Genomic DNA, 14,951 nt, shown 5'->3' with positions numbered 1-14,951 from the left:
CCTTCCCTTTTGGGTAAGGCAGGGGTGGCGTGGAAAATATAGAGAATGCAACTAAAAGGACTTATCGAAGGCCGTTACTCTGTAAGGGCGTATTCGGCACAACCTGTTGAGCCGGAAAAAATAAACTACATTCTGGATTGCGCGCGTCTGGCTCCATCGGCCTGTAACTTCCAGCCGTGGAAGTTCTATGTGGTGACAAGCGAAGATATAAAAGCTAAAGTACAGCAATCCTACGACAGGGAATGGTTTAAGACCGCACCTGTACACATCGTTGTCTGCAAAGATTCTTCTACCTCGTGGAAAAGGAAAAATACGGACAATAAAGATTTTGGGGATGTGGATGCAGCCATCGCGGCAGAACACATTTGCCTTGCCGCGGCAGAAATCGGTCTGGGAACATGCTGGGTATGCAATTTCAATCCTGATATACTCAGGGAAGCACTGGATATTCCCGCTCATCAGGAAGCCATCGCCATATTTCCTCTGGGATACATTGATAATGAAAAGAGTATAAGACCGGAGAAAAACAGAAAGCCGCTTGCTGATATTACCGAATGGAAATAGTACAGATTATCATACTCGCAATAGGCCTGTCTATGGATAGCCTGGTTATAGCATTAACCAGCGGGGCTATCATAAAGAATCACGAAACCGTCAATGTGCTGAAAATAGCGGGAATGCTGGCTTTCATGCAAATGAGCCTGACTGTCTTCGGGTGGTACATAGGTTCTACCTTTGTGCAGTACATCGACAAATACGATCACTGGCTCGCTTTCGGCATACTATTCTTTCTGGGGGCAAAGGTCGTTTATACCAGCCTGAAAGGCGAAGAAGAAAGTGCGCCGTTCAATCCGTTAAACTTTAAAGTAATGCTCAGCCTTGGTATCGCTACCAGCATAGACGCCACCGCGGTTGGGCTGTCCATGTCTTTTATCGAGATGGATATCTTCGCTCCGGCTATCATTATAGGCATCGTGACTCTCGTCGTATCTTCCCTGGGGGTTGTGTTCGGCAGCAAAGTAGGGCAACGCTACAACCTCCGCCTGAATATTCTGGGAGGTATCATCCTGATCTTCATCGGATGCAGTATTCTGGCACAACATACTATCCTGCAGGACGAAGGCTGGGCAATGCTCTGATATTGTTTACAATGCTAAAGTCTTGTTAAATAAACGAAACGACCAAACCTTATATTTCCGGAGTATGTTATTTTTATCAGATAAGCTGGTATATTTGTTTAGAATCTGTTTAAACAGTTTCTTATAGTATAACTCATAAAATTCAGAACAAATGACATTTATATTATTCGTCATATGTGCCATTGTTATATTTGGAGTGATGTTTGTTTTCTCTCTGATCAGAGGAGTATCGTCATTTATATTTGGTAAGCCGTCTTCACATTCCGCATATCAGGCTAATAGTGAGTCTCATAGGGAGAACAGCAGAAGCCAGCATAATAGTTCGGCAAAAAAACACCGGAAAATATTCTCCAAGGATGAGGGGGAATATGTGAAATTTGAGGAAGTGAAAGAATAAGGATAAAAATATTGTTTAAAATGAAGCAGTTAGTAGGGGGCTAACTGCTTTTTTTATGAAGTCATTTATGCGTTTGATTCGCTCCGTACTATTTATCATTCAACAGCATCACAGTATAGTCGTATTATTTATATTCAGCTTAAAGCTCAATCCTAGGAAAACGGCCGCTTTCCGGGATAATATCATGCGTTCGGTAAAGATTTCGAAATAATCCATCACGGCACTTATTTCCGTATCTATAGTCAGGTAGAGGGTTAGCGTCTTACTCTCCTTATCCAGTTTCAATTCAGCCTTTTCCACCGCGTAATTTACCCTGTCGTGAATATCGGAATAGATCGTTTCCTTGTCGCGTACACGGCTGCGGCGCACGTCTGTTTTGTCCGCAATGATAAGGGCAGCCGCTACGGCATTGACCGGAAAAGCCGTTTTCTCATCATGGTTGCCTATAGCCGTGATTACCGTGGCTACATCCTCGGCGGGCATTCCCATTTTATCCAATATACGGAAGGCCATTACAGCGCCGCTCTGTGCATGGTCGGCACGGTTTATCACGTTCCCTATATCGTGCATATACGCGGCTATTTTAGCCAGTTCTGCATCGTGGGCGGCATATCCGAGGTCGCAAAGCAGGGCTCCGGCTACTTCTGCACATCTGGTAACATGGGCAAAACTGTGTTCGGTAAATCCCATGGCAGCCAGCGAAGTGTCAGCCTGCTTTATATATGTCCTTATTTCGGGAGAATTTTTTACGTCTGCAAATGTTATTTTATTCATGCGAATCAGTATTTCGTTTTGTTTAAATTATGGGTTCAATTTCATTAGTCGTTTTACATACGCTTCGCTCCTGTGAACGTTGTTTGTCGAGACTCGGCATAACATGAATTTTCAATTCAGTTCTGCTCTCGCTACTTAAAACGTTCTTTTATTTTTTACATAAAGGCTATCCTAGGCTAAATACTTTAGTCGTAGCTCCCTGCTGCCGCGCCCTCCCGGGCTTGCCCTTCCTTTTGGCATTGCCCAAAAGGAAGCAAAAGGCTAGTGCTTTGTCCCTCGGCGACCCACCAACGGCTTGCCGGCTAAACGGGACGAAACTCGCCTGCGGCTCGGACAACATCCCGTTTTACGCCGCCTGCACCGGGTGGGTACCCCGCCTGCGGAACAGATGCACGGAGTCGCAACGCAACGTCAAGACAGAGGATAGCCCCTGCAAATCAGGCGTCAGCCAGCGCCGTTAGCCAGCGTACGGGGTACCCACCCGGTGCAGGCGGCGTAGAATGAAGTGCGGGCGCTCTTAAGCATCATCTGCCAATCATCGCAATGATGAATCTTTCATCACTTCATTCAGCCGGCAAGCCGATGGTGGGNTCTGCCAATTATTGCAATGATGAATCTTTCATCACTTCATTCAGCCGGCAAGCCGATGGTGGGTCGTACGGCGAAGCGGGGCGCAATGCTTTTTTGCTTACTTTTGGAGCTTTGGCCAAAAGTAAGGTAAGCAATCTGCGATTGCGCGCAGAATAAAAAATGAAAGAACGTTTAACTTATCAACTATTGATTGACATTATTCATTATATTAATATTTTATCCGGCGAAGTTGCAAATATAAACATTTATGAACAATGCATCTTTCAGAAAAACAGTGATATCTTATTTGATGCATAAAATTTAAACAGGCTTTTATAATTATTTGCAAAAAAGATTACCTTTGGATACAACAATAATTAAACTAAAAAGAGCATTGACCATGTTAGAATTTGTTCAGCAATTTTCCGAATGGAGATACGTCTTGAGCGCTTTCATCGGTATCGGACTGGCGGCAGCTACGGGCTTCCGTGTATTTCTTCCAATGTTTTTCGTCAGTCTGGCTTCTTATATGGGCTGGATTGATGTGATACACAACAACTCACTTTCGTGGATGGCTGAATTACCGACCCTTATCACCACAGGTGTTGCTACCGTAGTGGAGATTCTTGCATATTACATTCCATATATAGATCATCTGCTGGATACACTGTCGGTGCCATTAGCTACTATTGCGGGCTCGGTTCTTTTTGCAAGTCAATTTGCAGGTCTGGAATCCTTTCCTCAATGGGCTTTAGTGTTGATAGCGGGCGGAGGCACGGCTGCGGCCGTAAGTTCTGCTTTCGCGGGAACACGCGTAGCATCTACTGCCACTACGGGAGGAATCGGGAACCCTGTTGTCAGTACTACTGAAACAGCGGGCGCGGCCGTAATGACTGGTGTGTCGCTCATTGCTCCTGTTATTGCTTTCATCCTTGTTATTGTATTATTATACTTTGTATTCAGAATAGGCCGTAAAATTTGGAGAAAGACGCGTTCGGGGTAAAACTTAAACTCTGCTATATTAATAAAAAAAAGCTGAATTCTGATTTATTTACCTATAATCAAGAATTCAGCAATATATTAATTTTTCAGCGTTAGTCGAACATTCTTCTGAAGTGAGAGAATATCTTTTCTTTCACAGACTTGCTTGGCTGGAAATTCGGAGAGTTTTCCAAGCCTGTAAGCGTTTCTTTTTCGCCATCGCTCAGGTTTTCAGGGATATAAACACTGATGTTGACGAGCAAGTCGCCCGTTCCATAGCGGTTGATACTCGGCAAACCTTTGTTTTTCAGGCGGAGCACTTTACCCGGCTGTGTTCCCGGTTCTATATTTACTTTTACCTTTCCGTCTATTGTAGGCACTACCACACTGCCCCCGAGGGCGGCAGTGGAAACTGTCAGCAACAGATTGTAAACGACATCGTTGTCGTCCCTGAATAGCTCCGGATGCGCTTCTTCCTCTACTACGATGAGCAAGTCCCCGTTGATGCCACCATGACGGGCAGCATTCCCTTTTCCACTCATCGACAGCTGCATTCCTTCCGCCACTCCGGCAGGTATATTGATGGCGATAACTTCTTCTTCGCGAACGATTCCCTCTCCCGAGCAGTGAGAACATTTCTTTGTGATGGTCTTGCCTTCCCCGTTGCATGTAGGGCATGGCGACTGGGTCTGCATCTGTCCGAGAATCGTATTCATCACACGGGTCACTACTCCCGAGCCTTTACAGGTGGAGCATGTCTCGTATGCAGTGCCGTTGTCGGCTCCGGTTCCCTTACAGTATGTACAGGCAACGAACTTGTTGACTTTTATTTTTTTCTCTACGCCTGAGGCTATATCTTTTAATGACAATTTGACTTTAACCCGCAGGTCTGAACCTCTGTTTGCCCGGGGGCCGCGTTGTCCGCCGAAACTACCGAATCCTCCTCCGAAATGTCCGCCAAAGATATCTCCAAACTGAGAGAATATATCATCCATAGAGAATCCGCCTCCACCTCCAAATCCGCCGGGAGCTTCATGTCCGTATCTGTCATACTTGGCGCGCTTCTGTTCATCGCTTAATATTTCGTAAGCTTCGGCTGCTTCCTTGAATTTTTCTTCGGCTTCTTTATCCCCCGGATTTTTGTCAGGGTGATATTGGATAGCTTTTTTACGATATGCTTTTTTTATTTCTTCAAAAGTCGCGCTTTTGGTTACTTCCAGCACTTCGTAGTAGTCTCTTTTAGTTGTGGTTGCCATCTGAATTTCCTCTTGTTTTATTTTGCAACTATTACTTTCGGATAGCGGATAACTTTATCATCCAGTGTGTATCCTTTTTGTATACAGTCTATGATTTTATCCTTATCTTCCTCTGTCTGAGCCGGTATGGAGGTTACAGCTTCGTGCTTGTCGGTGTCGAATGTGTGGCCGATAGTTTCAATCTCTTTTACACCGTGCTTGGTCAGGAAGTTTGAGAATTTGCTGTATATCAGGTCTACGCCTTCTTTTACAGCATCTATATCTTCCGTCTTGGAAATATTATCCAGTGCACGTTCGAAATCGTCTACTACAGTAATAATGTCCAGTAAAACCCTTTCGCTGCCTGATTTTAGTAATTCAGCTTTTTCTTTGAGCGTACGTTTGCGATAGTTGTCAAATTCGGCATTCAGGCGAAGGTACGAATCGCTCAATTCGTTAAATTTTACTTCCCAGTCGGTCACATTGTCATTGACGTCATTTTCTGGTGCTTCTTCAGCCTGATTATTTGTCAGGTTTTCGGGATCTACGATTTCCTCTTTGTCAAAACCCATTTCAGAATTTTCTTCTTTCATATCTTGTATTTATTTTATTATCAGTTGATAACAGGAAAACAGAGAATAAATCCTGTACAATGATTTATTCAACTTATTTTGGTGTTTGTTAGTATATAACAAAAGGCTTGCCAAAGATTGAAATAAAATGTTTTATAGGACAAACCCTCCAAAATTTATTCGTCCTGTTTTCAGGCCTTTGTAGGGGCAGTGGCTTGTCCCTGTCTGTTTGTTTTGCTTTTGGGCAACTGCAAGGGATTGCCTTAGCGGTTCTTTTTGTATATTTCTTTTTTTATTTTTCAAGCCATCGGATGAATTTTCCCAAACCCTGGAAGGGTGGGAAAAGAAAACCCCTGTTTTTAAACAGGCATTAACGCAAAAGGATTTATCCTTTTACCTTTCAACCTACGGAACTTGTTCCGTAGTATTTGAGTTTATCTGTATATAGGGTTCTTTTCTGAGGTAAAAGTAACAGGAAAAAGAAGTGAAAAAGGTGTCACTTTTGTCACTTTTTGAAGGATGGGTATTTTGTAAGTTTATTATAATTAAATAGTTATGAATATTTAGAGCTTGTAAGGGATGTTAGAGTGTCTGTTATTCTTTTGAAGGAACAGTCCTCAATGAAAGTGAAAAATTATAAACAATTCTTATCTTTTTAACGTTGTTAATAATATCTATTCGCATAGTGATTCAGTATTTTTTATCTTTGTAATTCTTGCTAAAAGGTAAAGGAAATTATAAACAATATACACAACATGGAGTTTTCATCATTATTATCCCCTGTAAATATTACATTAGCTATTCTCCTAGTCGCCTCATTCTTCTTTATGCGGGGAAAGGTACGTTCCGACCTGGTTGCGGTGTGCGCGTTGCTGGCTTTGGCTTTAACCGGAATATTGACACCTTCGGAGGCACTTGCGGGTTTCTCCAATTCGGTAGTGATAATGATGGTCGGGCTGTTTGTCGTGGGGGCAGGTATTTTCCGTACGGGACTGGCTAAGATGATAAGCAGTAAGATTCTGCAAACGGCGGGTAATAATGAGAATAAGCTGTTTGTTCTGGTCATGCTGGTTACAGCTTCCATCGGGGCTTTTGTAAGTAATACGGGGACGGTTGCCGTAATGATGCCGATAATTGTGAGTATGGCTGCCAGTGCGAATATAAGTTCGCGCCGTTACCTTATGCCTCTGGCCTTTGCCAGTAGTATGGGGATGTTTACGCTGATCAGTACGCCTCCCAACCTTGTGATCCAGAATGCATTGATAGATGCCGGATATGAGGCTCTGTCATTCTTCTCTTTTGCTCCGATCGGTTTCATCGCGTTGAGTGTGGGTGTTGTAATCCTCTTCTTCCTGAGCCGCTTACTGGTGTCGAAGAACGAATCTTCGTCGAATAAGAAGAAACAAGGCAAGACGTTGGCTGAACTGGCGCAGGAGTATCAGTTGCAACAGCAGTCGTACAGGATTGAGGTAAGGTATGATTCTCCGTTATTGGATAAAACATTGGCGGAATTGCGGATTGCTACAAAATATGATATAAGTATCAGTAAAATTGTGCGCAGGACGGGTAATTCCCGCTTTCGTAAGAATATGGTGGAAGAGGTTGCCGGTCCCAAATCGATAATCCAGAAAGAGGATATATTGTATTGCCACGGGGATATAGAAAATATAGAAAGGTTTGTATCGGAGAATAACCTCTTTTTTGAAAGGGTAAATGACGCTGAGGCATTCTCTGATTTTCAGGAGTCGGGTATTGCAGAAGTATTTATTATGCCTAATTCGCGCCTTATAAACCGCACGATTTCCGAAATCGGGTTCAGGGAAGAATATAATGTAAATGTATTGGGTATCCAGCGCCAGAGCGAATACAGGATGCAGGATATTAAAGACACTAAGCTACATTCGGGGGATGCGTTGCTGATACAAGGTACTTGGAAAGACCTTGCTAATCTGGATGACAGGCAGGATGATCTGGTGCTTGTAGGGCAACCATTGAAAGAGGCTGCTAAGGTAACCCTTGACCAAAAGGCTCCTGTTGCCGCGGGTATAATGATTTTGATGGTTATAGCAATGGTATTCGAGATAGTACCTTCTGTAATCGCTATTATGGTTGCCGCTGTATTGATGGTAATAACCGGATGCCTGCGCAATGTGGAGGAAGCTTATAATAGTATCAACTGGGAAAGTGTGGTATTGATAGGGGCTATGTTGCCGATGGCTACGGCATTCCAGAATACGGGTGTGGATACGATGATATCGGGAGGACTGGTTAGCAAACTCGGGGTTGATACATTCGGAGAGACTTTAGCGCCTTATGCTCTGTTAGCCGGTATCTATTTCTGTACTTCCTTGCTTACTATGTTCATCAGCAATACGGCGACCGCTGTACTGTTTACACCGATTGCATTGAAGGCGGCTGTAGGTATGGGCGTCAGTCCTTATCCGTTCTTGTTTGCGGTGGCAGTGGCTGCTAGTATGTGCTTTGCTTCGCCATTCTCTACGCCTCCTAACGCACTGGTAATGACAGCCGGACGGTATACTTTCATGGATTATATTAAAGTAGGTTTGCCGTTGCAGCTAATAATGGGTATTGTAATGATACTGGCTCTGCCTTTGTTGTTCCCGTTTTAATATAACGATTAAAGTTCACAATTCCAGCAGTTTCACTATCTGCTGGAGGTAATGTGCGTCTGTTTCATCAAAATGATTGAGGTGTTTGCTATCGATGTCTAATACGGCAATCACTTCATCATGATCGAACAAGGGTATTACAATCTCAGATTGCGAAGCGGCATCGCAGGCTATATGCCCAGGAAACTGATTGACATCTTCTACTATAACCGTTCTCTTTTCTTTCCACGCGGTTCCGCATACGCCTTTGCCGTATTTGATACGTGTACAGGCTATAGTGCCCTGAAAAGGACCTAATACGAGTTCTTCTCTTTTTACGATATAGAATCCTACCCAGAAGAAGCCGAAAGTCATCTTCAATGCTGCCGATACATTGGCAAAGTTGGCGATGGTATCGGTCTCTCCTTCCAGTAACCCTTTGAGTTGTGGTAGGAGGGAGATGTAGATTTCTTCTTTGGAAGAGGTGTGGGGGATGTGGATGGTGTGGGACATGGAAATAACGAAATTGCAATTTAAAGATATTATTAAATAGACAAAGATTTGCAATCTAATAAGTTGCAAATCTTGTAGGTTTAGAGTATGAACCACAAACTATATTGGTACTATCAATAACTAGTGATCCGGATACAATCGGATAATGGTATTGCACATTATCCGGTTTATTTCAGTGATATGTATTCTTTCCCGGTTAGGTCAAATCTATATTTTCTTGCTTACTCCTCATTCTTTTATTTCGTCAGCGAGTTTATTAATAGAGCAACCACGGATGCCATAGATGTAACACTAGATCCTAAACTTATAATTTGAGCTAGAGACATCTTCTCTTTATTCTCTTTTGCCGGAATGATAATGTTACAGCCTGGCTGTATCGCATCTCGGCTGGAACCTTTTGCCTTTGTTACCGTCCCATTCATATATACGATATAAGCCCTCTTCTTTTCTGCCAGGTCGCTATATCCTCCAGCCTGGTCGATATAATACGAAACTTTCTCTCCCTTCTTATATAATACTGTGTTTGGATACATAACAGAACCGTTAATGGTGACTGTATTGTCATATTCAGGGATGATGATATGATCTCCTTCCCGTAAAACCAGATCATATTCCGATCTAGGGTTGCTAATAGCCTTATCTAATTCGATACCTACTGAATAGAACTGTTCGATATCAAGTAGGTCTGTTGAAATAGAGTCCTTTAGTCCAGCGGAAAGTGCCATCATCGATTTCCGTTGTTCAGCCATTTCCAATTTGGTTTTCATTCTTATCAGTCTGGCACCTTGAGAGAACGCATGTGGAGTCAAGTTTCCAGTCCGTTTTATTATGTCCGAAAGCCTTTCGGTCTTCTCTTTTAGGGCATATGTCCCCGGATATAAAACTTCTCCGTCAACCTTGATGTTACGCTGTACTATATAGCCAGGACTGCGGCGTATATAAATCTGATCGTATGGTTTAAGGATAAAATCAGATTTTCCATCTACTATTAGTCCGTCTTTTATTTGAAATGAATGGATGTCTGCAATAGTACTTGGGCTTTCATTACTTAGTGGATTAATGATTCTTCTTGCAACATCGACTTTTGCCATAGATGCCGAATTAAGAAGCCCTCCGGCCTTTATTATCATATCTTCAATACTTGTCCCTTCTGAATATTTGTATTGGCCAGGGTTAGTCACATCTCCATATATTGTAATATTCCCATATTCAACAAGCACACTGTCAGAGGCAATAAATAACATGTCATTCTTTTTCAGAGCGATGTCATTCGCATTGTTTTTAAGAAGGCTCCTCAAATTTATAGGTAAGGTTTCAAACGTTAAATCGTCCCTTTCTCTGGTAAGGATAGCCCTGTCCAAAAAGGCATTTCCCTTTAATCCTCCTGATTTATCTATCAGGTCCTTTACTGTCTTTATCTGTTCTCCTACCTCATAGTAGCCAGGCCTGTAAACAGCTCCTGCTATTTCAACCCGATTGTCGAACAGGTTTAGCCCAGTGCTTATTTTAATATTATCTCCATCTTCAAGAATGAAGTTGTCGTAATCTTTAGAATTGACGGTGTATGCTTTATTATATTCTCCTGTTTTCCGGGAGAGATTTATTTTGTCTTTATATGCATCTCCGGTAAATCCCCCTGCATATCTTATCAAATCAGCAAGGGTTTCTGTTACTGTCATTTCATAAAACATCGGACGTTTTATTTTGCCGGATATTTCCACTAACGAAATATAAGGTGGAACCATTATTATGTCTCCATCCGACAGGCGTGTGTCACCACTGGAGTTTCCATTAAGTAGAAACTGGTATATATCTATCGTTTTCACAAGTTTCCCTTTGCGATATAGTTGAATTGACCTCAAAGAACCGATGTCATTGATACCCCCGGCATTGTATAAAGCATGCATAACGGATGATAAAGAAGACAAGGAATAAGTTCCGGGAACACTGACCTCTCCTAATACATTGATTTGGATGGTGCGTATCTGTCCTAGTGTCAGTTTTATTTGGGAAGAGCCTCCATCGCTGCCAATGCCGGAATAGAGGGAACCAAATTTTTGTTGAACAAAAGAATTGGCTTCCCTTATGGTCATGCCATTAAGAAATACGGGGCCTAGTCTGTCAACAACAATACTCCCTTCCGAAGAGATTGTTTGTCGTAAAGAAGCCTGAGATGCTCCCCAAATATCAATTACAACTTCATCACCTGGTCCTAATCTATAATCTTCGGGAGTAGGTATGTTGACATTTGGAGTAAAAGTGAGGTTTTTCTGATTAAATATATTTTTGCCGAAGATGTTAGACTTTTTTCCGGTAAAGGTATTGTCATATAGTGATTGATCAGCAAAGGTTTCTCCTATAGAATCTAATCGTAATGCTTGTGTTGTAGTTGTTCTGTTCGAAGCGCTTGAGGTTGTGGTAGTTTGATTCTGTTGAGACATTTGGTTTTTTATTCTCAATAGCTGATCCTGAGTGGCTCCACGTTTCAACAACTCAGTGGCTATAGCTTGTTGGGATGTGCCTTTGCTTGCTTCTGTTTTTATGTAATCAATGACCTGTGAGTCTGACATCTGTGCGAGCAATACATTCACTGAAAATAGCGAAATTAGAAAATAAAGAATAACTCTTTTCATACAGTTAAATTAGTTGAGAATAAATTAAAATTGCGTTTTCTCAATTTAGTGTTAAATATATACTTAATCTGATATCTTCATAATATATGAAGATATTATAACCTGTTCACTATATTTCCTTTTTTATTATATCCCAATATTCAAGCTTTAAATAGTTGATATTTAGGGAGCCGATCGATGTATAAAGATATAATACTTGCCGTTTTTGGCGCTACAAATGTAGCTATTTTTTTAGCTTAAAGCAACCTTATCCATATATTTTATAGACACTACAATGTTATACATATCATGTCTGATATAATTATCATTCCCGAAGTAACTGTTAGGAAATTTCACGAATTGGTTTTCGTCTGAAAAAGATCTAGAGTTCTTCGTTAATTTTTAGCTTGTTTTCGGTTAATTTTCTCTTTCTCTCAGCTCAAGTAGCCCGCTACTATCGCTTGGCGGAAGTAAAAATTATCTCAAAAACATTTCTAAAAATCAGAACGAGAAGTTACCTAACAGTTACTCAGATAACTTCAAATCTCCAAATAATTCCTCTTCTACAATACAGCAGATGATGTGTGCAATAAGTATATGGGATTCCTGTATCCTTGGAGTTTCCTTCGATGGAACTTTTATACAAATGTCGCAAATATCAGCTGTTTTCCCCCCGTTTCCCCCTGTCAAGATGATTGATTGTATGCCTTTCTCTTTGCAAGCATGCAGGGCTTTAATTATATTTTCGGAATTGCCGGATGTCGTTAAGCCGATGAATACATCTCCCCTTTTCCCCTGTGCCTGCACCTGTCTTTCGAAAAGACGGTCGAAACCATAATCATTCCCGATGGCAGTGATGATAGAAGTGTCTGTGGATAAGGCTATCGATGGTATTCCCGGACGGTCGAAGTAGAACCTGCTTACAAATTCGCCGGCAATATGCTGAGCATCAGCTGCACTGCCTCCGTTCCCGGCCAGAAGCGTCTTGGCATCGTTCCGGTAAGCTTCTGTAACCATTGTTGCCGCGTCTTTTATATCTTTCAGTATTTCGGTATTTGATAAAATAGCTTGCTTTACGGATATCGACTTTTGGATTTGTTCGGTAATAATTTTTTCAATATTCATATTGTATCTAATAATTTGATTTCAAATGTATAATTTTTCTCGGAGATTCTTCCGAATCCTTGCTGTTAACTTTTTCTCAAAAAAAAGAACGATGCTTCATTCTTATTTCAGCAACATATCACTATCTTTGCTGTATGGAAAACAAAGTATTCACATATTTAGAATTCGCTCTGCCCATCCATAATTGCGTAATAATACCCGAATTAGGCGGTTTTATTATAAACAGGGAAGAGACATCGTCAACGTTTGGAACCCGAATTCAAGTTCCCGGCTTTGATGTGGTCTTCAATCCAGATATAAGGCACGATGATGGTATTATAACCTCATACTATAAAAAAGACGAGAATTTACCCTATAACGTTGCTTTACAGAGGATAAAAGATTTTGTAAAAATGCTGAAGCAGGAGTTGTCGGCACATAAAACTGTAGAGATAGGTAAATTAGGCAAATTGTCCGTTAATGAGGATGGAAAGATCGGTTTTGAAGCTAAACAGTCTTTTATACTACCCGATTTTTATGGGCTTACTTCAGTTGAATTAAACTCTTTGGCTGGTATTATACAGAGTAATGAGGTGCAAAGGAAGAGTTTTCCGGTCAGATATATTGCAGGTAGTGTAGCTGCTGCGGTAGCCGCCCTATTGTTGTTCGTTGTGCCTTCCACAACTGTAAATGATAATATCGGCGTTAAAAACGTGCAACAATCTGGCTTTGTATATTCTTTGACGAATAAACCGATAGTTGAGCCAACACAAGAAGTGGTGCCGGATGTTGAAAATACAGAGACAGAAGAAGCGCCTCTGCGTACATATCACATTATAGTTGGAGGAGAAGACAATAAAATGCATGCTCAACGGCTTTTGAAAAAGATGAAGTCAGGAGGATGGAATAATGTTGACATCGTGGAGTCGGGTGGACGTTACCGGATTTCAGTAGCATCTTTTTCCGATAAAACTGAGGCCGAATCTTATCTGGAGACTTTCCGCAAGGAAAATCCAAAATACGAGACCGCTTGGTTATACTCGCAACGGAACTAAATTGATATTATATAACTGAAAAGAGACAGGTATTCCCTGTCTCTTTTTTATGTTCGGATAATAAGTAACTGTTTAAATTTTATTCGTTCAAATTTTTAGAGCTGTTTTAGAGATGCTTTTTGCTTCCTCGAAACGATAATAGCGGGCTATTTGAGTTGAGAGAAAGGAAAAAACAGCCAAAAACAGCCTAAAAATGAACGAAGAAAAAGGTATAATAAAATATTCGTATAAAATTTAAACTGTTACTAAATATTATTCCTTTTCGCCGTAGGCTAAATCTCCCGCATCGCCTAATCCCGGGACGATATAAGCAAATTCATTGAGCCCAGGGTCTATTGCCGCCGCCCATATTGTCGTCTTCTCCTGTGGAAAATTCTGTGCGCAATATTCTATCGCCTGCTGGCTTGCTATAATCGTCGCTATATGCACATGGCTAGGCTCGCCCTTTGTCAGTAGCGCCTGATAGGACAGATCCATACTGCCGCCGGTAGCCAGCATCGGGTCAGTCAGTATCAGTACCTTATTGTCTATCTGCGGAGAGGCTATATACTCGATGTGGATATGAAAGCTCTGATGATTTTCCCTGTACTTTCTGTAAGCCGAAACGAATGCATTCTCCGCTTTGTCGAAACATTCTAAAAAGCCGTGATGGAAGACCAGCCCAGCTCTCAATATTGTACCTATTACGATAGAATCTACGGGGACATTGGTTACGGAAGTGCCTAGCGGAGTCTGGGTTTCTATCGGGAAATAATTGAGAGTCTTGCTTATCTCATAAGCCATAATTTCCCCTATGCGTTCAACATTCCTTCTAAAGCGCATGCTGTCCCTTTGAATGTCGACATCGCGCAGTTCGCTGACAAAACGATTAAGAATAGTGTTTTGATCTGAAAGATTTATTATTTTCATGATGGTGTTTTGACTTTAAAGGTATATGTTTTCTTTCAAATTTGTAGTAATAGACCAATTCTTTTTTTTATTTTACTATCTATAGTTTATTGCTAATGCAAGTTAGATGTTGAAAATATGTTTAATAGAACGGTTGGATTATCCTGCGCGCAATCACAGATTGCTTGCCTTACTTTTGGCCGAAGCTCCAAAAGTAAGCAAAAAAGCATTGCGCCCCGCTTCGCCGTACGACCCACCATCGGTTTGCCGGCTGAATGAAGTGATGATAATCTCATCATTGCGATAATTGGCAGATGATGCTTAAAAGCGCCCGCACTTCATTCTACGCCGACTGCACCGGGTGGGTACCCCGTACGCTGGCTAACGGCGCTGGCTGACGCCCGATTTGCAGGGTCTATCCTCTGTCTTGACATTGCGTCGCGACTCCGTGCATCTGTTCCGCAGGCGGGGCACCCACCCGGTGCAGGCGGCGTGAAACGGG

General features: G+C 41.8%; 14 protein-coding genes. 7 read left to right on the top strand and 7 right to left on the bottom strand.

Going from position 1 to position 14,951, the window contains the following annotated elements; all coding sequences use genetic code 11:
• Nucleotides 1–45 precede the first annotated feature (45 nt).
• The 3 genes from D0T84_RS05690 to D0T84_RS05680 all read left to right on the top strand — a co-directional run bounded on the left by D0T84_RS05690 (nt 46) and on the right by D0T84_RS05680 (nt 1,536).
• Nucleotides 46–564, top strand: a complete 519-nt coding sequence (locus D0T84_RS05690) for a nitroreductase family protein (protein ID WP_163306881.1) — start codon at nt 46–48, stop codon at nt 562–564.
• Nucleotides 555–1,139: a manganese efflux pump MntP family protein gene (locus D0T84_RS05685; RefSeq protein WP_185155694.1), complete on the top strand. Its 585-nt coding sequence runs from the start codon at nt 555–557 to the stop codon at nt 1,137–1,139. The genes D0T84_RS05690 and D0T84_RS05685 overlap by 10 nt, the downstream gene beginning before the upstream one ends.
• A gap of 151 nt (nt 1,140–1,290) precedes the next feature.
• Nucleotides 1,291–1,536: a DUF4834 family protein gene (locus D0T84_RS05680; protein ID WP_163306880.1), complete on the top strand. Its 246-nt coding sequence runs from the start codon at nt 1,291–1,293 to the stop codon at nt 1,534–1,536.
• A gap of 108 nt (nt 1,537–1,644) precedes the next feature.
• Here D0T84_RS05680 and D0T84_RS05675 read toward each other — a convergent pair whose 3' ends face one another.
• Nucleotides 1,645–2,310 (bottom strand): HD domain-containing protein, encoded by a 666-nt coding sequence (locus D0T84_RS05675; protein ID WP_163306879.1) that lies wholly within the window; start codon nt 2,308–2,310, stop codon nt 1,645–1,647.
• A gap of 931 nt (nt 2,311–3,241) precedes the next feature.
• Between D0T84_RS05675 and D0T84_RS05670 the strand changes: the two genes are divergently transcribed.
• Nucleotides 3,242–3,883 (top strand): DUF4126 domain-containing protein, encoded by a 642-nt coding sequence (locus D0T84_RS05670; protein WP_221413118.1) that lies wholly within the window; start codon nt 3,242–3,244, stop codon nt 3,881–3,883.
• Between the two features lie 91 nt (nt 3,884–3,974).
• On the opposite strand, the gene dnaJ is transcribed toward D0T84_RS05670, so the two are convergent.
• Together dnaJ and D0T84_RS05660 are read right to left on the bottom strand one after the other, a co-directional pair.
• Nucleotides 3,975–5,117 (bottom strand): molecular chaperone DnaJ, encoded by a 1,143-nt coding sequence (dnaJ, locus tag D0T84_RS05665; RefSeq protein ID WP_163306877.1) that lies wholly within the window; start codon nt 5,115–5,117, stop codon nt 3,975–3,977.
• A 17-nt stretch (nt 5,118–5,134) separates the two neighbouring features.
• The gene (locus D0T84_RS05660; protein ID WP_163306875.1) at nt 5,135–5,689 is read right to left on the bottom strand and encodes a nucleotide exchange factor GrpE; all 555 of its coding nucleotides are present in this window, start codon (nt 5,687–5,689) and stop codon (nt 5,135–5,137) included.
• A 734-nt stretch (nt 5,690–6,423) separates the two neighbouring features.
• Here D0T84_RS05660 and D0T84_RS05655 point away from each other — a divergent pair.
• On the top strand, nt 6,424–8,298 hold the full coding sequence (locus tag D0T84_RS05655; RefSeq protein WP_163306873.1) for an SLC13 family permease: 1,875 nt from the start codon (nt 6,424–6,426) through the stop codon (nt 8,296–8,298).
• Between the two features lie 15 nt (nt 8,299–8,313).
• Here D0T84_RS05655 and D0T84_RS05650 read toward each other — a convergent pair whose 3' ends face one another.
• The 3 genes from D0T84_RS05650 to D0T84_RS05640 all read right to left on the bottom strand — a co-directional run bounded on the left by D0T84_RS05650 (nt 8,314) and on the right by D0T84_RS05640 (nt 12,527).
• Nucleotides 8,314–8,790, bottom strand: coding sequence for a GAF domain-containing protein (locus D0T84_RS05650; protein ID WP_163306871.1), 477 nt, complete (start codon nt 8,788–8,790; stop codon nt 8,314–8,316).
• Nucleotides 8,791–9,026: 236 nt separating this feature from the next.
• Entirely contained in the window at nt 9,027–11,423 is a 2,397-nt protein-coding gene (locus D0T84_RS05645; protein WP_163306869.1) for an SLBB domain-containing protein, read from the bottom strand.
• 504 nt (nt 11,424–11,927) lie between these two features.
• Nucleotides 11,928–12,527: an SIS domain-containing protein gene (locus D0T84_RS05640; protein WP_163306867.1), complete on the bottom strand. Its 600-nt coding sequence runs from the start codon at nt 12,525–12,527 to the stop codon at nt 11,928–11,930.
• Nucleotides 12,528–12,661: 134 nt separating this feature from the next.
• Here D0T84_RS05640 and D0T84_RS05635 point away from each other — a divergent pair, with 134 nt between their 5' ends.
• Complete coding sequence (locus D0T84_RS05635; protein ID WP_163306865.1) at nt 12,662–13,561, top strand: SPOR domain-containing protein; 900 nt, start codon at nt 12,662–12,664, stop codon at nt 13,559–13,561.
• A gap of 252 nt (nt 13,562–13,813) precedes the next feature.
• Here D0T84_RS05635 and upp read toward each other — a convergent pair whose 3' ends face one another.
• Complete coding sequence (gene upp / locus D0T84_RS05630) at nt 13,814–14,470, bottom strand: uracil phosphoribosyltransferase (RefSeq protein WP_163306863.1); 657 nt, start codon at nt 14,468–14,470, stop codon at nt 13,814–13,816.
• A 106-nt stretch (nt 14,471–14,576) separates the two neighbouring features.
• On the opposite strand from upp, the gene D0T84_RS05625 reads away from it, so the two are divergent.
• On the top strand, nt 14,577–14,756 hold the full coding sequence (locus D0T84_RS05625) for a hypothetical protein (RefSeq protein WP_163306861.1): 180 nt from the start codon (nt 14,577–14,579) through the stop codon (nt 14,754–14,756).
• Nucleotides 14,757–14,951: the final 195 nt, after the last annotated feature.

It is taken from the genome of Dysgonomonas sp. 521 (assembly GCF_010501055.1).
Classification (GTDB): domain Bacteria; phylum Bacteroidota; class Bacteroidia; order Bacteroidales; family Dysgonomonadaceae; genus Dysgonomonas.
This window is presented reverse-complemented; position numbering and strand designations above follow the sequence as displayed.